This is a genomic window from Paenibacillus sp. J22R232 (assembly GCF_056269165.1).
On the sequence record NZ_JBWDNK010000001.1, the window covers coordinates 1106756 to 1129126 of the forward strand.

The following is a 22371-nucleotide window of genomic DNA, read 5'->3' on the forward strand; positions in this document are numbered from 1 at the left end:
GTGTCAAGTTATGTAAGGTTTAATCACAATTAAACCACTATCCACTAGTCGATATAATGCGGTTAGAACACCATATTTGGCGTGGGCATAGGTTAAACCACCTTGCATATAAGCAATGTAAGGTTCGCGGATAGGAGCGTCTGCCGAGAGCTCCAGGCTTCCTCCCTGAATGAACGTTCCTGCCGCCATGATGACAGCATTCTCATAGCCGGGCATATCCCAAGGCTCTGGAACGACATGCGAGTCGACAGCTGCAGCTTGCTGGATGCCTTGCACGAATGCGATTAGATGCTCGGCCTGTCCGAAGCGTACAGCTTGAATAAGGTCTGTACGCGGTTCGTTCCATCTCGGCTTCGTCTCAAAGCCAAGCTCTTCGAATAACGCTGCTGCGAGCACGCTGCCTTTGATCGCTTGTCCAACCAAATGAGGGGCCAAAAACAAGCCCTGAAACATCGGTCTGAGGGTCCCCAGCATGGCGCCAACCTCGCCACCAATGCCGGGAGCAGTCAATCGGTAGGACGCCGCTTCTACGGCAAATGCTTTCCCGGCTATATAGCCGCCGGTTTCAGCCAAACCGCCGCCCGGGTTTTTAATTAACGAACCTGCCATAAGATCAACGCCAACCTGGGTAGGCTCAAGCAGCTCGGTAAACTCCCCATAGCAATTATCGACAAAAACGACGAGCTCCGGCTTTATCGACTTCACTCTTCTAACGATCTCTTCAATCTCCGCAACCGTAAAGGACGCTCTCCAATCGTAACCGCGGGAGCGTTGAATGCCGATAACCTTAGTTTGCTCGGAAATCGACTTTTCAATTAGCTGCCAGTCAAGGCCTCCTCCCTCAAGAAGCGGTACCTCCGAATATTTCACGCCAAAATCCTGGAGTGAGCCCATTCCGTCATTAGGCTTTCCGATGACCTTATGAAGCGTATCATAGGGCCGTCCCGTAACATACAGGAGTTCGTCTCCAGGTCTTAGCACACCAAACAGGGCACAGCTGATCGTATGCGTACCCGACACAAAATGCGGCCTCACGATAGCGGCTTCCGCACCCATTACGTCAGCGTACACTAGATCAAGTATTTCACGTCCGCGGTCATTATACCCGTACCCGGTCGAGCCCGTGAAATGAAAATCACTTACCTTATGACGCTGGAACGCTTCGATGACCTTCCACTGGTTGCGTTCTGCAATCTTATCGATTCTGCGAAAAGCCTCTGCTGCAAGGATCTCTGACTGCTCAGCAACCTGCTCGAGATGCGCCCACAGCTTCTGATTCTCATGCTGCCTATTCATATCTATCTTCTCCTTAAAATTGCGAAGCAACTCGACTCCGTAAATGTATGTATTCCATTATTCAATATATTGCTTCAAACGATATCCATGCTGTTCATAATCCTGCTTGCTGACTTGCACGGTAAGTTTAAGAGAATCCTCGGTTACCTCTTGGTGAATCACCTCTCCGCTTCGATAAGCCAGTGCGATTAGGTCACCACGTTCAGCCGGAACATTGAATACGACAACATCACCGCTCAGCTTGTCTTGCACGGACTGCTTTAATAGCTCTAAATCACCGGTGTCATAGGCGCTAATCACAAGATTGTCACCGCCTGTGATAGGCAGGTCAGCCAACGATCCGTTATTCACGCACATATCCCTTTTGTTATAGACCATAATATACGGCTTATCAGAAGCACCAAGATCGCCTAATATTTTGTTTACGACAGCGATTTGTTCTTCGCGTACAGATGAGCTGCTATCGATGACGTGGAGTACCAGATCTGCCTCGCAGACCTCTTCTAGCGTTGCTCGGAAAGCAGCAATGAGATCCGTCGGCAAATTCTGAATAAAGCCTACCGTATCCGTCAAAATGATCTCTCTTCCATTCGGCAATTCGAGCGTTCTGGAGGTGGGGTCCAATGTTGCGAATAATTGGTTCTCTACGTAGACGTCAGCATTTGTCAGCTCGCGAAGCAGCGTCGATTTGCCCGCATTCGTATAGCCGACCAGAGCAACCTGAGTGACGCCGGCTTTCTTGCGCCGATCACGGTGCAGCTTCCGATGCCTTACGACTTCCTCAAGAACCGTCTTCAAATCGAAAATCCGATCGCGTATATGGCGACGATCCGTCTCAAGCTTCGTTTCGCCTGGCCCTCTGGTACCGATTCCCCCGCCTAAACGAGAGAGATTTTTGCTTTGCCCCGACAACCTTGGAAGCAAATAGCTAAGCTGGGCAAGCTCGACTTGTATAATGCCTTCCCGGGTTTTAGCGCGTCCTGCAAAAATATCCAGAATAAGCTGGGTTCGATCAACGATCTTCAAGTCCAGCGACTCTTCGAGGTTACGGACTTGAGCGCCCGACAGCTCTTGATCGAATATAGCTGTCGTTGCGCCCAATTCGTCGGCCAAAGCTTTGACCTCTTGGACTTTGCCTTTGCCTATGAACCATTTCGAGTCTACTGTTTCCTTGTTTTGCGTAATCGTTGCAAGCACCTCAACCCCTGCCGTCTCCGTAAGCTGTGCAAGCTCTTGCAGCGACATCTCTGGGTCTCCGCCTTTGCGTTTGTCTTTCGCGGTTACCAAGCTGATCAAAATAGCCTTTTCCATCATATCGGGATTCGTATCGAATGTTTTGTCGCTCATCATATGCTCCTTCTAATCGATCAGCCTGAAATCGGCTTCGTATCCCATTTTAAATCCTCCGGCCTAATCGTCATTAACTCCTGCTTCGCGGGTACGGAGTTCGCGTATTGCGATAGCAAACGGACTGCTTGAAACCGAATCGCTTTCTCGATCGAGTTTCTCACATATCTGGCATTGCTGAAAGAAAACATCGTGCTCAGCTTCTCTTGCATGAGATGCTGCCTTAATTTAAATATCGTTGGAGGCAGCAATACATAATCGCGCTCCTTGGCCATTAATTCGCTAATTTGGATCAATTGATCCACCGAATAATCCGGAAATTCGATTTGGATCGGAAACCGTGAAGGAAGCCCTGGATTAGTGAGCAAAAATTCATCGATCTCCGCCGGATAGCCTGCAAGAATGAGCACGAATTGGTTTTTATGGTCCTCCATCGATTTCACTAGCGTGTCAATTGCTTCCTTGCCGAAATCCTTTTCGCCACCGCGGGCTAGGCTGTACGCTTCATCAATAAACAGTACGCCGCCCATTGCTTTTCGCACGAGATCTCGGGTTTTCTGCGCCGTATGCCCGATATATTCGCCAACGAGATCAGCACGCTCAACCTCGATCATGTGGCCCTTCGAGAGAACACCCATCTTCTGAAACAGCTTTGCTACAATCCTTGCAATCGTTGTTTTTCCCGTGCCTGGATTTCCTTTGAAAATCATATGATACACGTGAGAGCCGCCAAACAATCCTGCTTCGGAACGCATTCGGCTAATGTAGAGCAGCGCATATATTTCATAAACCAGTGATTTCACATTTTCCATGCCGATCATCGGTTCTAGTTCTTTTTGAATGTCGGCATAATGGTCCTCGCTTGGCAGCGGTTTTACGGCAGGGAGCGGATCCGACTCCAAAACATGGGCTGATGCTCCTGTCTGGAAAGTTTCTTGGCTTCTTAGGACTACATTAATTTGACGGGAAGGTCTTGCGGAGCCATTGCCTGGTCCCGAAATGACGTGTCCACTCATCTGTCGCATCACCTATCCTTTGCTTCAAAAGCTGTCGCGGCCTGACCGCACTACAAGTTTATTCTACCTTGCAGCAGCATATTAGCAGATTTACGGCGATGAATCGGAAGGAACAAATCCTAACGCAAGTAGCAAAGAATCAAGCTTCCATTTGGTGAAAGCAAGTACTTCCCGCGACTCGTTAAAAACAGGATTGAGCACTTTGGATTTTGTTGCAGCCACCTGTAAAGGCGAGAAATCAAGCATTTTCGCAATTTCCCTTGCCCTTGCTGCATGATAATCATGCGTGATGACAAGCAGCGAATCCAGCCCATGCTGATCAGCGATATGTTGACTAAAAGCCAAATTCTCATACGTGCTCGTTGCTTTATTTTCTAGCAACAGCTTGTCAGCTGAAATACCATTTGCGACCAGATAGTCGCGCATCCCTTCCGCCTCTGTTTTGGTCGAGCCATTCCCATCGATTCCGCCAGTTAGAATGAGCTTGTCCACAATACCGGATTCAATTAACTCCTGCGCATAATCCAATCTTTCCTTCAGTGCAGGACTTGGCACGTCATTCCATAATGCTGCGCCGAGCACTATCCCTGCATCCGCTTCGATTAATGGCTTCTCGGTATCGTAGCCGTTAATCAACCATAATAAATAACCGCACCAAAATACGCCGGCACACACGGTCCAAGCAGCAATACGCAACAAGAGCAGCCACGGACGCCTTTTTCTTGATCGTTTGCGTGAGCTGCTCTTAACACTTGCTGCCGTTTTCATGATTCGCTTAATTCCCCGGTACGCTCAAGCAAGCTCTTGCGATGCTTCAAGCTGAGCGTGAAATACCGGAATCGGCCGTTGCGGATGCTCGAGAGGAGCTTCCCTGCTGTTTTGCGGGCCAACGCTACATCTTTGTTGTTGACATCGCCATGTCTCAGTGCATCCTCTAGCTCATCCTCATCCATCAAGAAAACTTCCCCGCTCGGAAGCACAACCACATCCAAATATAAATCATCAAACCAAGGCACCTGCTGGTCCGTTAAGCCTTGCGTCTTGCAAACATCGATGTACCACTGCACGACCCGGCCTTTATCATCGAACATCGTTGTGACAACAAAATGCTCGCCTCTAGGGAAATGCTGCATCCAAAGATATCCCCGGTCTGCCAAACAAAGTTTGCGGCCGTTATATTCCTTCCACAACGGCTCACGCAGTTCATGAATGCGGTAAAACGTCACGAGACCTTTGAACTCGTCGCCGTCAAGCGCTAAGCAGGAATAGCTCTTGCGCAAGATACGCCGCCAGTTGGCGCGGTCTGAAAATTTTCTCTTCATACGGAACGTACCTTTCCGTTCAATTGAGACTAGCGTGACGATAATGACCACGGCTGTTCTCGGTTTTGTTCTAACTGTGAATTCCTTGTAAAACGCGACAGCTGAATTTACCTATAAAAAAAGATTACCATATCTTAACGTCCATCTCCAGCCGACAAGCAAAATAAACCAAGCAGTCCGCCGCAAAATAAAAAGAATACCGCCTATATAGGCGGTATTCTTCACTATTGCTCAACGATTTCAATGGAAGCGATCAAGATATTCTCCGCTGGCAAGTTATTCTTGAGCGGTGTTTCCGCGATAGCCTTTACAACATCCATACCGCTCACTACCTTGCCAAATATCGAATAATTCGGTTCGCGGTTCAAATTGGCTGCTTCCGCCCCCGTACAGATGAAAAATTGACTGCCGCCCGAGTTAGGCTTGCTAGCATTCGCCATGGCGACCGTGCCTTCTTCATATTTCATATCTGTGCCGAGCTCATCCGGTATTGCATAACCGGGAGTTCCCGTACCGTTTCCTTTGGGATCCCCAGTTTGGACCATGAAGTCCTTAATGATGCGATGAAAAGCGAGCCCCTCATAAAAGCCTTCACGAGCTAAAAATACGAAGTTGTTCACCGTAACCGGCGCTTCGTCCGCATATAGCTTCACCGAGAATTCTCCCTTTGTTGTTTTGAACTTTGCCACGTACGATTTGTCGAGATCAATCTGCATGTCGGGCATTTTGTCCCAGCTCATCGTCTTGGCTGAAGCCTGCGCGCTGTTTCCGCCGCTTGCTCCGGTTCCGCTCTTCCCGCAGCCCGAAGCCATTACGACCACAGCTATCAGTGCGATTAGAGCTAGGAAACGCGACGTTCTCTTTTCCGTCATTGCTAACCACCCGTTCCTTGCGTATTGCCGCCAGTTTCAGAGTTACCAAATGCGTTTGTTCCATTATTTGTGCCTTCGCCCTGATCAGGTGTCTGCGTAGGCGTAAGCGTTGGCTCACCGGCTTCGCCACCTTCACCAGGATCCAACGTTTCTTCAGGCAAGCTGCCGTCCGTTGGCGTAGGTGTAGGTAATTCTTCCTCACCATCGGGCGGCAGCGTTATTTCGCCACCGTCAGGATCGACGGGGTCCGGCTCCATAGGTATTTCCGGTATCATTTCCGTTTCCGGAATTGCTACTTTAATTTTGGCTGATGGAGCACTTTCCGAATCATTCTCCGCATCATACGCTACCACATAATATTCGTATGTCATGCCCGGGAAGGCGCTCATATCATCTACTCCCGTAGACGTAAGAGAGTCTACGAAACGAATGAACTCGCTCTCCGAAGCTTCCTTGCGGTATACCTGATAGGTCACTTTCCCGTCTTGGTAAGGATCCCAGGAAAGCTGAACGCGCATTTCTTCCGGTATAAATACCGCATTGAAATTTGTAATGGCTGCCGGCGGCTTGTCTTCTTTAATCCCTTCCGGCTTTTTGAAGCTGGATTTGGCAATGTTTTTCATTGCTGGCTTCATAACTTTGGAGAACATGCTTGCAGCCTGGCTGCTGCCAGTCTTCAAATAATGGTCGATATCGACTTTATCGTATCCCATCCATACGGAAGCTGTCCACTCCGGCGTATAACCTACGAACCAGGCATCCTTTACGCCGTCACCTCTAAAACCTTTGATTCCGTGCTGTGTCGTGCCTGTCTTGCCTGCAAGTGAACGGCCAATAGCCGCTTTCACTCCCGTACCGCCCTTTTCGACGACAGTTTGCATCATTTCCGTCAGATAGTAAGCTGTTTCAGCGGACATTAGCTGCTTGGCAGCAGGAGCTTTATAGGCATATATCGTATTTGTCTTGCCTTCAATCTTACGAATCGAATGCGTATCGACAGATTTCCCCTCATTCGCGAAAACGCTGTACGCAGTCGCCATCTGCATCGGCGTTGCACCATTGGTTAATCCCCCAAGCGCCGCTGAAAGGTTTCGATCGTTTTCTGCATCAAGTTCTATGCCTAGCTTGCTCGAGAATGCGAAACCGCTCTTAAGACCGACTTGATTCAACATCCATACGGCTGCCAAGTTTCGCGAATCCTTGATCGCCTGCGTCATGGAAACCGGATTGGCACCCCATCTGTCAGTTGGGCAATAGTTTCCATAACATTTTTTGTCGTTGGCAAGCACTGTCCATGGAAAATATTTGCCCGATTCTAGCGCAGGCCCATAAGCGATTATCGGTTTGAATGCAGAGCCTGGCTGCCGCTTTACATCTACGCGGTTCAAGCCCTTCTTCACATAGTCGCGGCCTCCGGTAAGCGCCTGGATCTCTCCGTTTCGGTGATTGATGATAACCATCGCGCCTTCTACCTGGCGTTCATCCACGCTTTTCTCAAAATTGCCGTCGTCGTTGAACTGCGTATCCATCGCGTTCTGAGCCTCGACGTTAAGCGTAGTATAAATTCTGAAGCCGCCGATACGGAGCTCTTCCTCTGAAAGATTCATGGCTACGGTCGCTTCTTCCACAACGTAATCAACGAATGCCGGGTATTTGTCCGTTGTTCGTTCGATGTGGTTTTCGGGAATTTCGTAAACGACCGCTTTTGCTTCCTCCATCTCGGCTGCAGTGATGTAGCCCTGATCAAACATTAGCTTCAGCACCACCGCTCTCCGGCTCATCGAATCCTCCGGATGGGCTATTGGGTTATAGCGGTTTGGCGCTTTTGGCATCGCTGCAATCGTTGCGACCTGCCAAAGTTCCAACTTATCTACGTCCGTGTCGAAATAAAACTTAGCCGCTTCCTTGATGCCGTGAACCCTTTTCCCAAAAAATATTCGATTCAAATACATCGTAAGTATTTCGTCCTTCGTATACTGCTGTTCGAGTGCGACAGCAATCGAAGCTTCCGTCGCTTTGCGGAAAAACGTTTTATCCGCAGTCAGAAATACGTTCTTGGCAAGCTGCTGGGTGATTGTGCTCCCGCCCTCTACGGCACTGCGGGCGATAACGTCCTTCACGACAGCCCTTCCGATTGCAAAAAAGTCAATTCCAGAATGCTCTCTGAAGCGCTGATCTTCCGTTGCGATTATGGCATCAAACATTTGTTTCGGAATTTCAGAGAAATCCGCGATTTCACGGTTCTCGTTCGGATCGGACAATCTTGCGATTTCAATGTCGTTAGCGTCGTAAATGATGGATGCCTCGCCGAATACGAGCTTGTTGGCATTCTCCGTGAGTAGCCGTTCACCATTGAGAATAATAAGCAAATAGCCGATTATTCCGCATACAATTGCAATTACCGCTGTGAAAAACAAACCATAAAACCATTTGCGTCCCGAAATCCTTTTTTTCTTCTTTTGCTTCGGTGCAGTCTTTCTGTTCGGTCGTTCAGCCATTGCTGACTCCCCTCCTGTTGTTCCAATATCATCTATCTATCATTTCCACGAAACGAAAAGAGCAACCCAGCTTGGAGCGGGTTGCTCTTGCATGCCGCTATCTAGTTAAACGATACTCGTTATTAGAAAGTTTCATATCCGTTAAAGCTTATGATTCGGACGCGCCGTGATCCTGTTGCATCAATGAAACATTCCGTTGCGGGGTAAACGTCGAAATAGCGTGTTTATATACCATTTGCTGACGACCTTCGCTGTCAATGATAATCGTAAAATTATCGAACGCTTTAATAACGCCCCGAATTTGAAAGCCATTCATTAAAAAAACCGTAACCGGTATGTTGTCTTTGCGAAGCTGATTTAGGAACGTATCTTGAATATTGATCGATTTGTTCATTGGACGTTACCCCCGTCTTAAAAAGATTGATTAGAAGTATATTCAAGATTAACTTGAAACTTTCCTGCTATTATAGCATGAACGGTTTGCAAATTGTTGTGAAAATTTTCCCCCATGTCGATCCAATGAATGTCATTCATGTGTCGAAACCAGGAGAGCTGGCGCTTGGCAAACCTTCGCGTATCCCTCTTTAGTCGTTCTACTGCTGCTTCCAACGTGCAATTCCCGTGCAAATATTCCGCGATTTCCTTGTAGCCCAATCCCTGCATCGCAACAGCAGCAGGTGGCATATCTCTATCCAGTAGCAGCCTCACCTCTTCTACTAACCCTTGTTCCATCATCAAATCTACCCGTTGCTCTATTCTACGATACAACTCCGCACGGTCCATAGTCAAACCGATGATGCAAAGTTCGTATGGAGACACCTTGGATTGGCCCGCTTGCTGCTCCGAAAACGTCTGTCCCGTCATATGAAAAACCTCCAAGGCGCGTATAACGCGTCTAAGGTCGTTGGGGTGCAAACGTTCTGCCGCAGGCGGGTCGATCGCGGCGAGACGGGCATGAAGCATATCCACGCCATTGTCGGCAGCATAACGCTCCTGTTCTTGCCTGAAAGCTTCATCTGATCCGATGTCAGCGAACTGGAATTGATAGCAAACAGACTCCACATATAGACCCGTTCCGCCTACGATAAAAGGCAAATGGCCGCGTGCCGCAATCTGTTCGATCGCGGACGTTGCGCCTGCCTGGAAATCGGCTGCCGAATAAGGAACGTCCGGCTCCGAGATATCGATGAGATGATGCGGAATGCCTTCTCGCTCGTCTATAGGTATTTTGGCCGTACCGATATCCATCCCCCGATAAACCTGCATGGAATCACCGGATATGATTTCTGCGCCCCAAATTTTGGCAATATCCAGGCTCATTCGCGTCTTGCCCACAGCTGTAGGCCCAATAAGCACTAATAAAGGCTGCTTCGGCTTTGGAATTGTTCCTTGTAGGTCCAATTCTTTGTTAGAATCTATGATCAAAGCTTTATCACTCCATATGCAATTTTCGATGTATTCACATGTTTGCGCTCAAAGCCTAACCTTGCAAATTCCTCGCTGGCATGATGCTCCTTAAGAACTACCGTTTTCCGAGCCACTCGTTTGGCCTGATCGATGGCTTCGCTTGATAATGCGTTCATGTTGGCAATCGAACGCAGCGGCTCCATTGAGCTTGACTCATTGATCGGCTTGCGGAACATGGGATCGAAATAGACGATATCCACGCTGTTATCATCCATTCCCTTTAAGTATTCCAGATGATCCATGCAGGTCATTGCAATGCGTCTCATCGCTGCATCCACATCCGGAAGGCTCGTCTCATAACCAGCCAAGCCTTCTCTGACGAGCGCGCATAGAACAGGCTCGCTCTCTAGTGCGGTCACCCTGCCACTAGGTCCCGAGGCATACGAGAATACGAGCGAATCAGAAGCTAGCCCCGCCGTACAATCAATAATCCGATCCCCCGATTCACAGCCGGATAATTGAATGAGGGGATCTGTTTCCCCTCTGCGCATGCGCTTCACACGCACAAACGCCATGCTGGGATGGAAATAAAGCGGCGTGTCAGATTGACCTTCGTAATATCGTACTTCTTCCTCCGTTACAACAAGCAGTTTTTTGTCCCCGCTCAAGGAAAGCAGCTTCGCAACGGTCAAATTGCCGCGAGCCTTGAGCGGGGAAGCAAGCTCGACGGAGAGCCTGCCCGCTTGCTCAAGCGCTCGCTGGGAAGGCTTAGCCGTTGTGGTCACAATCACGACATCACCCGCTTGAACATTTTTTCCAATTGATAGGTTGATAAATGCACGATAATCGGACGACCATGCGGACAGGTGTAAGGCTGTTTGCAGTTGGCTAGCCGTGCAAGCAGCGTTTCGCCTTCTTCACGGTTCATCCGGTCATTTGCTTTAATAGAAGCTTTGCAGGAGCACATGATAGCCGCCTTTTCACGGAGCTTCGCAATGTTTATCGATTTGCGCTCTGCAATCAGTAGCTCGGCCATCTCCTCAAGCAGCGACTGCTCCTCGCCCTGCGGCATCCATTCCGGATAAGAGCGTACAAGAAACGTCTGCAGGCCGAATGGCTCAAGCTCCACTCCGGCTTGAGCGAACAAAGGAATGAGCTCCCTTAGCTGGGAAGCTTCACCCGCGGTGAATTCCAAGGTGAGAGGTACGAGCAGTTGCTGGCTCGCAGCCTCTGGATTGCCAAACTTTTGGTAATAATACTCATAGTTAATTCGCTCATGAGCAGCATGCTGATCGATCAAATACAGACCTTCTTCGGACTGTGCCACAATATAGGTGCCATGATGCTGGCCGATCCAATAGAGCTCTGGAAACGCTGGCTCTGATTCGTTCGGTGCATCATCATCTGATGGAAGCTGAGCGATCGGAGCATCCGCGTATGGGAATGCTGCAGTGGGTAACGGTGCTTCGTAACGATCAGCTGAAGCAGCTTCCGAAGAAGCGGGTTCCAACGTAATTCCATTGTTCGAAAGTCTTAGATCCGATGACGCAACCGCTGATTGCTCCCAAGCTCCGCCCGCTTCACGAACAACCAGTTGATCCAACTCAGCTGTGCTTGGCGGCGCGTAGAGCTTCTCGACGGCATTCCGCGGCACGTATTCCCTCTCCGTATTCTGCGCCTTATATGATGAACCAGCGCCTTTATTGATCTGGCTTCTAGGATTGGCTGGGTAAGACGGGTTAGATTGGTTAGGCTGAAAAGGCTTGAAGGCATCCGCAGCAGGCTCTGGCCGGTGAAAGGATATGGCATCCTGCACGAATAGCGGCTTGGAGCGTTCCGTTTTGGTTATGGATTCCGGTCCTGGGATATGCCGTTGACCGCGCAGGACGGCTTTTATCGCATCCTCAATCATGATACGGAGCTCAGGCTCCTTGCTGAAACGAACCTCCATTTTGGAAGGATGAACGTTGACGTCAAGCAAGCTCGGATGCATGCCCAGCTCAAGAATGACTAGCGGATAACGGTTAATAGGCAGAAGCGTATGGTACGCCTGCAGAAGCGCTTGATTAATCGTATGGCTGCGGATGTACCGACCATTGACGATCGCCGTGATACCGTTTCGGTTAGCTCTCGTAAGTTCAGGCTTGGAGATAAAGCCGCGAAGCTCGTAATCAGAAGTTTCCGCTTCGACGGGCAGCATCACTTTTGCCGTATTAGAGCCATATACAGCGGCAATCACTTGCAGCCGATCACCCGAACCAAGCGTTCGAAGCAGGACATTGCCATTATGCTTGAACGTGATCGCGATTCCGGGATGCGCGAGCGCAATCCGGTTCACATAATCAGAAATATGACCGAGTTCCGTCTGGATGGCCTTCATGTATTTAAGCCGCGCAGGCGTATTGTAAAATAAATCGCGAACCGTCATTTCGGTTCCTTGCTGCGCGTTGGCCGGTTCGTCAATCGTGACTTTTCCCCCTTCAATCACGATGCGGCGGGCCAGGCCCGTAGCGGTGTCGGAGGACGTGCATTGCAACCGCGAAACCGCGGCGATACTCGGAAGCGCCTCTCCGCGGAATCCCAGGCTTGCAATTCGAAAGAGGTCGCTGCTCGTAGAGATTTTGCTTGTCGCATGCCGTTGAAACGCGGTTACGATATCAGAAGCCTCGATTCCATAACCGTTGTCAATTACCTTTATGAGTGACAAGCCGCCCTCTTCAATCGAGATATCGATAGTCGTACTCCCTGCATCCACCGCATTCTCGATGAGCTCCTTCACGACCGACGCAGGCCGTTCGACAACCTCGCCGGCTGCGATTTGGTTGGCTAGCTGCTCGTCCAGCACTTTGATTTTTCCCATAGCGATCACAAACCTCCTTCCGTTTTGTTAATTGTTCAGTTTGCTTTTCATATCGTTCAGCCATTGCATGGCTTGCATCGGCGTGAGATTAAACAGATCCAGCTTTCGCAGCTGCTCTGCGAGCTGCTCAGCTTTCGGACTCGCTTTCTTCCTTACCGGCTCAGCCTCTTTCCCTGCGGCTGGCTCGTCAAAGATTGAAAGCTGTACGATTCCCTTCGGCTGTACCGCTTCCTTAACCACTTCTGCCGCGGGAGCGGACTGTGCATAAGCGAAGGCATCCATTGCTGGAACAGGCTTAGTAGATTCTAAGGCCAGCGTTTCATCCAGCAGCTCATACGCCCTGCCAATAATGGATTCAGGCAAGCCAGCGAGCTGAGCGCAATAAATACCGTAGCTGGTGCTTGCCGCTCCGGCAATCAGTTTTCTTAAGAAGGTTACATTATCGCCGCTTTCCTCGACCGCCATACGCGCATTAGCCAGAGAAGGCAACGATTCCTCCAGATGCGCAAGCTCATGGAAATGGGTAGAAACAAGCGCCTTGCAGCCGATATGATGGTGGACATATTCAATTACGGCTTGGGCGATTGCCATTCCTTCGCCGGTAGAGGTTCCGCGTCCAAGCTCATCGATAATGACGAGACTGTTAGCTGTCGCTTTGTCGGTCATAATTTGTATGTCTTTCATTTCAACCATAAAGGTGCTTTGCCCGCCAATTAGATCGTCGGCTGCACCGATACGCGTGAAAATACGGTCAATCAGAGGAATTTCCGCTGCTTTAGCCGGGACGAAGCAGCCAATCTGAGCCATGATGCAGATGAGAGCGACTTGGCGCATATAGGTGCTTTTGCCGGCCATGTTCGGACCCGTTATAAGCAGCATCCACTGCTCGTCCTTATGAAGCGCCGTTCCATTCGATATGAATGGAATGCCATCCATCATCGCTTCCACGACAGGATGCTTGCCGTCCTCGATATGAAGATTGTAGCCCTCGGTTACTTTGGGACGGGCAAAGCGGCGCTCCGCGCTCACCGTTGCCAGCGACTGATAAACATCAAGCTCGGCAATAATTGCAGCTGCTTTTTGAAGACGGTGCAAATGAAGTGACAGATGGTCGCGCAGCTCGATGAAACGCTCATATTCCAAATCTACCATTTTGTCTTCGGCTTCCAGAATCAGCTTTTCCTTTTCCTTAAGCTCTGGCGTAACGAACCGTTCCGCATTCGCGAGTGTTTGCTTACGTTCATATCTTCCTTCTGGAAGAGAAGACAAATTGCCTTTGGAAACTTCTAAATAATAGCCAAAAATACGGTTATAACCGATTTTCAGATTTTTGATTCCGGTAGCTTCCCGCTCTTGGCGTTCAAGCTCAGCCAGCCATTTCTTCCCATTGGTGCTCGCTTCTCGCAGTTGGTCCAAATAAGCATCGTACCCCGCGCGGATTAGCCCGCCTTCTTTTAACGTTACAGGAGGCTCGTCGACGAGCACCGTCTCAATGAGATCCGCTAGATCAGAGCAGTTGTCAGTCCCATCGACAAGCGCCTTCAGGACGTCCGAGCCCGATTGCTCGCAAAGCTCGGTTAGCTGGGGAATGCGCCGGAGCGAGCTGCGGAGCGCATTCAAATCCCTGCCGTTCGCGCTGCCGAACGCCACTCTGCCGACCAGTCTCTCCAAATCGTATATCGGCTGCAGCTCCGTACGAATATCGTCCCTTAGAATCAAGTTGAGATACAAGGTTTCTACCGCGTCCAGGCGCGCCTCCACTGCCGTACTGCTAAGCAGCGGCTTATCGATCCAGCGGCGCAGCAGCCTTGCTCCCATCGAGGTTTGCGTGCGGTCCAGCAGCCAGAGAAGCGATCCTTTCTTGCTGCGGTCGCGCACCGTCTCGGTCAACTCCAGGTTTCTTCTCGTATAGTGATCTAGAATCATAAACTGATTTGGCTCATAGCTCGATATGGCGCGCACATGTCCGAGCGAACGTTTTTGGGTTTCCTCCAAATAACCTGTCAGAACGCTTACCGCCTGCAGTCGCGCTCCTTTTACTTTGGCTATTTCAGCTTCGCCGAATTGCTCCAGAAGCTTGTCTGCTGCCATCGGCTCGCGTGCCGTTAGCAAAAGCTGTCTATTCCATACCGCCGCAGCTTGAATACGGGAGAGCAGCTCCTCGTCACCGACGAGCTCTGATGGCTGGTACACGTTAATCTCATCGATCAGCGCCTCCAGATGCTCCGGGAACGATGTCACATAAAACTCGCCAGTTGACAAATCGCATGCTGATAAACCCATTATGCCGCCAACGCGCACGATAGCAGCGATAAAATTGTTCGAATTGCCATCAAGTGCTTTTGTTTCCATGACAGTTCCGGGCGTAATGATCCGAACGATTTCACGGCGCACGACACCTTTGGCTGCCGCAGGATCCTCGACCTGTTCACAGATTGCGACTTTATAGCCCTTATCGACAAGGCGGCTTATATAGTTTTCTGCGGAATGGTAAGGCACGCCGCACATCGGTATCTTTGTCTCGCCTCCGCCCTCGCGGCCAGTCAGTGTAATTTCCAGCTCACGCGATGCGGCGATTGCATCATCAAAAAACATTTCGTAAAAATCACCTAAGCGAAAAAACAAAAAAGCATCCTTCGCTTCTTCTTTTATTGCTAAGTATTGTAAAATCATCGGCGTATATCCAGCCATTCCGATCCCCCTCAAAAACGTCAACAGATCTATAAAAATGCAAGTAAAGCGAATGAAACATTGCTGCCTATCCAGAAAACATCAGATATCCATTATAACAAGCGGAACAGATGTGCGCCATAAGCGAAGCAAATAAGGACTGAATCCCATGACTCAAGCGTAATTGACGATCTTCGCCCTTTGTGGCAAAAGCAGTCTTTTCACGGAGATATATCAGCACCTTTATATGTGACCACATATAATTTCTTATAAAGCAAGGCGCCGTCTTTGGAAGCGTGGCGTATCTCATTCCGAGAAATATAGATAAAGTAAAGCCTTACGATATACTTTCCTATATTTGAACAAAAAGGATTATCCGTGCAGCCCCGCAATGCGCGTTTGCATGGATAATCCAAATAATAGCCGAAAGGTTGTTAGTCAAGCTGATGCAAAAGGGACGGAGATCAATGGGGCATCCGCCATTTGACGCGCAGGTCCGCGCTCTCGTCCCATGTCATCCCGCGCCTAGCCGCGTCGAGCAGCGGCTCAATGTAGGAAGCATAGGCAGCATAGCTTGCGGTTGCCCCAAGCTGGCCCGCTGCCTGCTCCAAGCATCCGGCCAGCTCCGTGCGGTCGCCGCTATAATAGGCTTCTATATACCGCTCGTCTAGAGCAGGAATATACGTGAGATTGTGCCCTTCGCGCGCGCAGAGAAGCGCAAGCGCGAAAGCAGCCTTGGCAGCTGCCGGCGATACGAGCCAGCTAGGCAGCGTCCGGTATTCAAACCCGCCATGCGGCTGAAGGCGGAAGTCCCCGAGCATGCCATAGCGGGGACGGCGGGCCCGCCCGGCGGGGTCCTCAACCAGAGCGAGCGGGAACGCCGCGTAGCTGTCGAGCAGGCGGAGCAAGCGGCTTGTCAGCGGCACTCCGCTGATGTGTATGTGCCCGCCGAGCGCTAGCCCCGGCACGGGCATTGCTCCGGCGGCCCAGCGCAAGGCAGGGTCGCTGATGCGCTCCGCGGCGCGAAGCAGCAGGCGCCGCACGTTGGCGGCTAACGCGGCCGGGTTATCGGCCGGCTCGGGCCGCAGCTCGGCGACGGGATAAAGCAGCCGTCGCCCTACGAGCAAAGCGTCGGCCCCGGCTGCCCCGCCGACGCCAGCTCCAAAAAACCGTGACGCCGACGCGATTTTCCCTTCCGGCGTCACCAGCACAAACTCAGGATCAGCGCCAATAAGCAGCCGCTGATCCGCAGCCCCCGCTCCTGCCTCAGCATGCCATGCGGCGAATCGTCGCAGCGCGGCAGCCTCCTGCCTCGTATCCCTCAGCATCGGCCAAGCATCGCGGACGGCAGTTCGCCCGTCCCCGCCAAGACCTACCTCGGCCTCACCGATATCGAGTCCGAGCGCATACAGCGCCGCCACCGCGGTACGCACCACTCTCTTCAGCGCCGGATCGTCCGGCCAGGCTCCTTCGGCACCTTGGAGCAGAGGCTTTCCTTGCATCGCTTTTCCCGATGCATCGATACGCTGCAATTCCACAGGCTCGAGATGTACGATGCTCACGCGGTACAAACGCTCACTCTCGAGTGGCGAGCCTCCAGCCAATCCAGCACGTCGCCATACTCTCTCCTTCTCTCCATAAGCAAGCGACGATGCATGATACCCTCGGGCGTTTAGCACCCACGCACCTTTGAATCTGCTAACATCAACAGAGCGCCTCTCCGACCATGCGAGTACCGCATCGCCGGGCTTTACCTCTGTCCAAGACTGGGCGTGAAGCGGCAACCCATGTCGCTCGCCCGATAAATGTTTTTTTTCACGGTTCGCTTCTACCTTCTCAAGCCGGTCGTAGCTGCCTCGCCATACCCAAGTCGAAGCCATCACTTTTCCCGCCTTTAACGGTCTTTTATTTGGCTTTTGCGGAGCTTTAAATATTTCCAAAAAAAAGAGGGCTTTCGCCCTCGAATTTGCCGCTCCCGCAGCATATGATACCTTGACAGCAAAGCTTCCCGGCTTGCTTACAGCTCATCGTCCAGCAAATCAGGGTCCAAATCCTCATAATCATTATCGCCGAGGCTGAATTCCAAATCCTTGCCGTCCAGGTCGCCGCAACCGCCTGGAAGAACCGCTACACAAACTTTAGTCTCGGCGACTAATTCCACCGAAAACTCACGCTCTACGCGAATCACGACGCTCGAGCCGTTCGAAGAAATATTTGCTTCGATACAGTTCGGCTCCTGGATGACGTCAGCAGACACTTCCACAGTAGATGGACGGTGCTTTGGATCTACATAGGATAGATTGACATGCTCAACGTAATGCACGGATTCCTTAGCTACGTCTGTTTGCGAGTTTTTGCTGTACGAATACCAAATGTTGATATCGTAAGTACCAATTACCTCAATGCCGTCGCCCGAACGAACCGCTTCATATTGATGGTTGATTATCCATGCTCCGAGAATACTCGTCGGATTATGAGGCGGCGTTACGGTATGGGTTACAGTGGAAAACTTACGACCTTTGCCGCAGACAGCCTTCGTAATTATTTCTCTGTACTGGAGCTGCTTATCTGCAATAGTCATTGATTTAACCTCCTCCATACAATCATTCATTTAAAGTGTATGCAGGACATTCGTCTAGGGTGACTGTTTATTTTCTCGAAATATAAGATTATATAAGTTTTATACTTATTGGCATCCATATGGTTCGCAGCGAAACGTTGCTAGGCCGCCAGAGGTCGGAAATAGCCGATACACTGTGAAATATAGGAATACGTAAGTCTCCTACTTATATCGATGCTTATATTTCTCAGCAACACGCACCTGCACCGAAATGAACGCACACTCATTTACACTTGAAATACAAGAAATTATAGGATTCTTCCTATACCTTCACTTGTATTTCTTCGCGAAACGAAAGCTGTGCCTCCACTTGTCGTCACAGCCGTTTACGCTTGAAATGCAAGAGTCTATAGGGTTTTCCCTATGCCTTCGCTTGTATTTCTTCGCGAAACGAAAGCTATGCCTCCACTTGTCGTCACAGCCGTTTACGCTTGAAATGCAAGAGTCTATAGGGCTTTCCCTATGCCTTCGCTTGTATTTCTTCGCGAAACGAAAGCTGTGCCTCCACTTGTCATCACAGCCGTTTACGCTTGAAATGCAAGAGCTTATAGGGTTTTCCCTATGCCTTCGCTTGTATTTCTTCGCGAAACGAAAGCTGTGCCTCCACTTGTCGTCACAGCCGTTTACGCTTGCATCGCAACGAATTTTTCCCTTTACATTCTATGGCTGAAGTTCGGACAACATGACTTTTCTTTTTTTAAGCCGCTTCGCAATTCCCAAATAACGCTCCAGCTCCCGAAGCAGCATGAGCAGCGATGCCCGTATCTCGAATTCCTCCCGAGTTTTCGGAAGCTCCATCGCACGGAATAGCTGGGACAGCTCGCTTAAACGCTCCTCGACGGTACCTTGGTACACGTCCGATTTCACATCGCTTGAAAGCTGGTCGAGCAAATCCGCGATCATGACTGCCTGCGGAAATTTCTGATATACGAATGCCAGCTCCACAAGCATTTGCTGCACAGACTCCAGCTGCTGCCGCCTCATCTCGAAATAACTGGACCAGTAATGCTCTTGCCCCCAAAACCTGTTCTCCCGGTTGCGTACCGAACGCAGCGCACCTTCCTCAATCGCGCTAAATGCCTCCAGAATTTCTCCGCCGTTCCACACATGCGTTGGATTGCGAAGCGTAATGGCCATCTCTTGGAACATCACTCCGAAGCACTGCTCGATGGAAGACCGGTAATAGCTGAGCTGATGCTCATCCTTAGGCATGTAAATGATGTTAACAACCGTTGCCCAGCCAAGTCCCGCGAACAACAGCATAATTTCATTGCCGATAATATCCGTCGTCACTTCTCCATGATTGAACAAATGGAAAACGATAACCGAGCTTGTCACTATCCCATCCTTTAGCTGGAAACGTGATAGCACCGGAAACGTGATTAGAATAAAGATGGCCACAGCCCAAATATGAAAGCCGAGCAAGGAAAAGACGAGCGAAGCGAAAAAAAGACCTAACACGGAGGCCACAAACCGGACAAAGGCGCTTTTCAGCCCCTTCATCCGCGTTACTTCGACGCCGAGTATAGCAAGAATGCCCGCGCCGAGCGGCGGCTCCAACCCTAAATATACAGCGGTATAAATAGCTGCGATGGCGGCTAATGCCGTTTTAATTATACGAATGCCCATGAAATTACCTCGAATACAGTAGGATTTATGTCTACATCCTACCGTTCACGCCAGCCTGCCGTCAACTTTCTTTCAAGCGCCGCGACGAGTTGATACATAATCGTGGCAACTACGGCAATGACAATCAAGCTCGATAACACTAACGTGAAGTTAAACACTTGAAATCCATAAATGATCAAGTAGCCTAGTCCGAGCTTTGCAACGAGAAACTCTCCAACGATGACGCCTATCCACGCTAAGCCTACATTCACCTTCAGCGTAGAGATAATAACCGGAAAGGAACCCGGCAAGATGACCAGCTTGAATAACTGGAAACGCGACGCTCCAAAAAGCCTGACGACCTTAATGTACCCCGTGTCGATTTCTCGGAACCGGTTGTAAATATTCAATGTCGTAATAATGACTGTAACCGACAAGGTAATCGCAACGATCGATAGAAAACCCGGACCAAGGCCTACGATAAAGATCGGTCCAAGAGCTACCTTCGGCATGCTGTTAAGCACGACTAAATACGGATCGAATACGCGTGACAGAAACGGGAACCACCACAAAGCCGCAGCTATCGCCGTACCGAGCAATGTTCCAAGCACAAAGCCTACGATCGTCTCGGTTACGGTCATGCCAACATGCGGCCATATGGATCCGTCAGCCATCGTCTTCCAAAGCTGCATAAACATTTTGGAAGGATAACTGAACAGTAACGGATCTATCCAGTCATTGCGGCCTGCCGCTTCCCACAATCCGACAAAGATCAGCAGCAATACGGCTTGTGCCGTAAGCACGGCAGCGGTAACCTTACGCTTCTGCCGTTTGAACCGGTTATGAAGCTCGCTAAGCCAAAACCGCCTGCCTTCTTGGATGTCAAAGCTGTCGGGAATGACAGGCGATCCTCCCTCTTGCTTGCCCGTTTTATGATCATCGTCCACCTGCCGCACCCCCTTCATGTTCATCCCGATCCAGTTCCGTCCACAACCGTTCGAACAGTTCTTGAAACCCAGGGAGCTTGCGTGCGGCCATCGGAGCAGCGAGACGAATGTCATCCGGTATCGCAAGCTCGCTGCGAATATGGCCTGGATTTCGGCCAAGCACGATGACGCGATCGCTCATAGCCGCTGCTTCTGCCAGATCGTGAGTCACAAGCACCGCTGTTTTGCCTAATCGCTTAAGCGTCTGGTGGACGAGATCCTCAAGCTGGAGCTTGATGTGCAGATCTAGCGCCGAGAACGGTTCATCCAACAGGAGCACTTCGGGCTCGGTTGCAAGCGTTCTTGCGAGCGCGACTCGCTGCCGCATCCCGCCGGAGAGCTCCTGCGGATATTTGCGGCCAGCATCCGGCAAGCCAAGCTCTTCAAGCAATTCATCCACATATCGCAAGCCCTTTTCTGTTTTCCGATCGTTAATCTCAAGACCGATTGCCGCATTTTCTTTTATAGAACGCCATGGAAACAAATAATCTTGCTGCAGCATATAGCCTACCTTAGAAGATGGTCCGGAAACCTGTTCTCCGTTTAACCATACATGGCCTTTGGTAGGAGGAAACAAGCCCGCGAGCAAGCTCAGCACGGTAGTTTTGCCACAACCGCTCGGCCCGACCAAGCTTACGAACTCACCGCGCTCCACCTTGAGATTGATTTGCTCAACTGCAAGCGAGGCTCCTTTATCATTCACGTATACATGGGTCAGCTGCTGCAGCTCAAGCACCGGTTCCTGTTTCATGCTCAAGCCTCCCATTCCTGCAAATTCATCTACTTGGCTTCTTCTATTGATTTCTCGGCAAAGGTGGTATCAACTAACTCGCTGTGCTCGGTTCGTTTTTCGAGCTCGCCGGCGGATGTAATGACATCAAGCAAGTTGTTCCACTCTGCTTCATCGATCACCGGATCAACCGCGAAGGAGCCTTGTTTTTGATAACGGTCGATGGAGCTGATAAGAATATCTCGGTCCACATTTTCGAAATAAGGCAATACGACGTCCGTGATCGCTTCAGCTGTGTTGCTGTCCACCCATAGCTGCGCTTTATGAACGGCATTCGTGAACGCTTGCACCGTTTTTTCGTTTTTGTTGATATAGCTTTGTTTGGCCATAAATACCGTATAAGGAAGATGTCCGCTTTCAGCGCCAAACGATGCTACGACATGCCCTTTTCCTTCTTTCTCAAATATCGAAGCCGTTGGCTCGAATAATTGAACATAATCACCAGTGCCGGAAGCGAAGGCAGCCGGTATATTCGCGAAATCTACGTTCTGAATGAGCTCCAAATCGGCTTGGGGATCGATACCGAGCTTCTTCAACGCGAACTCGCCAGCCATCTGAGGCATGCCTCCCTTTCTTTGCCCCAAGAAGACAGAGCCTTTCAAGGCATTCCAATCGAAGGTTTCAACGGCTTCTCGCGCAACCAAGAAAGTACCGTCAGTCTGTGTCAGCTGTGCGAAATTGATAATGGGATCGTCCGTGCCCTGTTGATGCACGTAGATCGAGGTTTCTGATCCGACAAGCGCAACGTCAATGGCGTTCGACAGCAGCGCGGTCATCGTTTTATCGCCTCCAGGGGTTGTGGTTAGCTCCACGTCAAGTCCTTCTTCTTCAAAATACCCCTTCTCTATAGCCACATATTGCGGTGCATAGAACAAAGAACGGGTGACTTCTCCAATTCGCACCTTCACCTTGCCTGAATCCTTACTGCCACAGCCTGCCAACGTTGCCGTCATAACGAGTGCTACCGCAAGCAGCAGCGACATTACCTTACGTCTGTTCATCCGTGAGTCCCTCCTGCGCAATCGCGTTTAATAAATGTACTCCAGCCTATGCGACAAAGAAGGCAGCGGTGAATATGC

General features: G+C 50.3%; 18 protein-coding genes. All 18 read right to left on the reverse strand.

Annotated features, from left to right (window positions below; all coding sequences use genetic code 11):
- Positions 1-3: 3 nt before the first annotated feature.
- The 18 genes from AC0YN3_RS05120 to AC0YN3_RS05205 all read right to left on the reverse strand — a co-directional run bounded on the left by AC0YN3_RS05120 (position 4) and on the right by AC0YN3_RS05205 (position 22293).
- Positions 4-1296, reverse strand: coding sequence for a methionine gamma-lyase family protein (locus tag AC0YN3_RS05120; protein WP_475773999.1), 1293 nt, complete (start codon positions 1294-1296; stop codon positions 4-6).
- A 57-nt stretch (positions 1297-1353) separates the two neighbouring features.
- Entirely contained in the window at positions 1354-2643 is a 1290-nt protein-coding gene (gene hflX, locus AC0YN3_RS05125; protein WP_475774297.1) for a GTPase HflX, read from the reverse strand.
- 20 nt (positions 2644-2663) lie between these two features.
- Entirely contained in the window at positions 2664-3659 is a 996-nt protein-coding gene (locus AC0YN3_RS05130) for an AAA family ATPase (protein ID WP_475774000.1), read from the reverse strand.
- A gap of 90 nt (positions 3660-3749) precedes the next feature.
- Positions 3750-4427, reverse strand: coding sequence for a YdcF family protein (locus AC0YN3_RS05135; RefSeq protein WP_475774001.1), 678 nt, complete (start codon positions 4425-4427; stop codon positions 3750-3752).
- Positions 4424-4981 carry a ribonuclease FAU-1 family protein gene (locus tag AC0YN3_RS05140; protein WP_183560868.1) on the reverse strand — a complete coding sequence of 186 codons (558 nt, stop codon included), beginning with the start codon at positions 4979-4981 and terminating at the stop codon, positions 4424-4426. Before AC0YN3_RS05140 ends, AC0YN3_RS05135 begins: the two co-directional genes overlap by 4 nt.
- A 224-nt stretch (positions 4982-5205) precedes the next feature.
- Positions 5206-5853, reverse strand: coding sequence for a peptidylprolyl isomerase (locus AC0YN3_RS05145; protein WP_475774002.1), 648 nt, complete (start codon positions 5851-5853; stop codon positions 5206-5208).
- 2 nt (positions 5854-5855) lie between these two features.
- On the reverse strand, positions 5856-8351 hold the full coding sequence (locus AC0YN3_RS05150; protein ID WP_475774003.1) for a transglycosylase domain-containing protein: 2496 nt from the start codon (positions 8349-8351) through the stop codon (positions 5856-5858).
- Positions 8352-8499: 148 nt separating this feature from the next.
- A complete protein-coding gene (hfq, locus tag AC0YN3_RS05155; protein ID WP_138751056.1) occupies positions 8500-8745 on the reverse strand; it encodes an RNA chaperone Hfq in 246 nt (81 codons plus the stop codon).
- Between the two features lie 17 nt (positions 8746-8762).
- Entirely contained in the window at positions 8763-9773 is a 1011-nt protein-coding gene (gene miaA / locus AC0YN3_RS05160) for a tRNA (adenosine(37)-N6)-dimethylallyltransferase MiaA (RefSeq protein ID WP_475774298.1), read from the reverse strand.
- Positions 9773-10549 carry a class I SAM-dependent methyltransferase gene (locus tag AC0YN3_RS05165; RefSeq protein ID WP_475774004.1) on the reverse strand — a complete coding sequence of 259 codons (777 nt, stop codon included), beginning with the start codon at positions 10547-10549 and terminating at the stop codon, positions 9773-9775. Before AC0YN3_RS05165 ends, miaA begins: the two co-directional genes overlap by 1 nt.
- Positions 10546-12618, reverse strand: a complete 2073-nt coding sequence (gene mutL / locus AC0YN3_RS05170; RefSeq protein WP_475774005.1) for a DNA mismatch repair endonuclease MutL — start codon at positions 12616-12618, stop codon at positions 10546-10548. Before mutL ends, AC0YN3_RS05165 begins: the two co-directional genes overlap by 4 nt.
- Before the next feature lie 27 nt (positions 12619-12645).
- Entirely contained in the window at positions 12646-15309 is a 2664-nt protein-coding gene (mutS, locus tag AC0YN3_RS05175) for a DNA mismatch repair protein MutS (RefSeq protein ID WP_475774006.1), read from the reverse strand.
- A gap of 443 nt (positions 15310-15752) precedes the next feature.
- Positions 15753-17168, reverse strand: a complete 1416-nt coding sequence (locus AC0YN3_RS05180) for a putative amidoligase domain-containing protein (RefSeq protein ID WP_475774007.1) — start codon at positions 17166-17168, stop codon at positions 15753-15755.
- Between the two features lie 137 nt (positions 17169-17305).
- Positions 17306-17869, reverse strand: coding sequence for an outer spore coat protein CotE (locus AC0YN3_RS05185; RefSeq protein ID WP_183560885.1), 564 nt, complete (start codon positions 17867-17869; stop codon positions 17306-17308).
- A gap of 699 nt (positions 17870-18568) precedes the next feature.
- On the reverse strand, positions 18569-19537 hold the full coding sequence (locus AC0YN3_RS05190; protein WP_475774008.1) for an aromatic acid exporter family protein: 969 nt from the start codon (positions 19535-19537) through the stop codon (positions 18569-18571).
- Positions 19538-19575: 38 nt separating this feature from the next.
- The gene (locus AC0YN3_RS05195; RefSeq protein WP_475774299.1) at positions 19576-20397 is read right to left on the reverse strand and encodes an ABC transporter permease; all 822 of its coding nucleotides are present in this window, start codon (positions 20395-20397) and stop codon (positions 19576-19578) included.
- A 55-nt stretch (positions 20398-20452) separates the two neighbouring features.
- Complete coding sequence (locus AC0YN3_RS05200) at positions 20453-21253, reverse strand: ABC transporter ATP-binding protein (RefSeq protein ID WP_475774009.1); 801 nt, start codon at positions 21251-21253, stop codon at positions 20453-20455.
- Positions 21254-21282: 29 nt separating this feature from the next.
- Positions 21283-22293 (reverse strand): ABC transporter substrate-binding protein, encoded by a 1011-nt coding sequence (locus AC0YN3_RS05205; protein WP_475774010.1) that lies wholly within the window; start codon positions 22291-22293, stop codon positions 21283-21285.
- Between the last annotated feature and the right edge of the window lie 78 nt (positions 22294-22371).

What these genes read in the sequence shown, in the direction of transcription:
- hfq (WP_138751056.1), bottom strand. Translation starts at nt 8,745, where the DNA reads ATGAACAAATCGATCAATATTCAAGATACGTTCCTAAATCAGCTTCGC.
- AC0YN3_RS05140 (WP_183560868.1), bottom strand. Translation starts at nt 4,981, where the DNA reads ATGAAGAGAAAATTTTCAGACCGCGCCAACTGGCGGCGTATCTTGCGC.
- AC0YN3_RS05180 (WP_475774007.1), bottom strand. Translation starts at nt 17,168, where the DNA reads ATGGCTTCGACTTGGGTATGGCGAGGCAGCTACGACCGGCTTGAGAAG.
- AC0YN3_RS05150 (WP_475774003.1), bottom strand. Translation starts at nt 8,351, where the DNA reads ATGGCTGAACGACCGAACAGAAAGACTGCACCGAAGCAAAAGAAGAAA.
- AC0YN3_RS05130 (WP_475774000.1), bottom strand. Translation starts at nt 3,659, where the DNA reads ATGAGTGGACACGTCATTTCGGGACCAGGCAATGGCTCCGCAAGACCT.
- mutL (WP_475774005.1), bottom strand. Translation starts at nt 12,618, where the DNA reads ATGGGAAAAATCAAAGTGCTGGACGAGCAGCTAGCCAACCAAATCGCA.
- AC0YN3_RS05120 (WP_475773999.1), bottom strand. Translation starts at nt 1,296, where the DNA reads ATGAATAGGCAGCATGAGAATCAGAAGCTGTGGGCGCATCTCGAGCAG.
- mutS (WP_475774006.1), bottom strand. Translation starts at nt 15,309, where the DNA reads ATGGCTGGATATACGCCGATGATTTTACAATACTTAGCAATAAAAGAA.
- hflX (WP_475774297.1), bottom strand. Translation starts at nt 2,643, where the DNA reads ATGAGCGACAAAACATTCGATACGAATCCCGATATGATGGAAAAGGCT.
- AC0YN3_RS05205 (WP_475774010.1), bottom strand. Translation starts at nt 22,293, where the DNA reads ATGAACAGACGTAAGGTAATGTCGCTGCTGCTTGCGGTAGCACTCGTT.
- AC0YN3_RS05200 (WP_475774009.1), bottom strand. Translation starts at nt 21,253, where the DNA reads ATGAAACAGGAACCGGTGCTTGAGCTGCAGCAGCTGACCCATGTATAC.
- AC0YN3_RS05145 (WP_475774002.1), bottom strand. Translation starts at nt 5,853, where the DNA reads ATGACGGAAAAGAGAACGTCGCGTTTCCTAGCTCTAATCGCACTGATA.
- AC0YN3_RS05185 (WP_183560885.1), bottom strand. Translation starts at nt 17,869, where the DNA reads ATGACTATTGCAGATAAGCAGCTCCAGTACAGAGAAATAATTACGAAG.
- AC0YN3_RS05135 (WP_475774001.1), bottom strand. Translation starts at nt 4,427, where the DNA reads ATGAAAACGGCAGCAAGTGTTAAGAGCAGCTCACGCAAACGATCAAGA.
- AC0YN3_RS05190 (WP_475774008.1), bottom strand. Translation starts at nt 19,537, where the DNA reads ATGGGCATTCGTATAATTAAAACGGCATTAGCCGCCATCGCAGCTATT.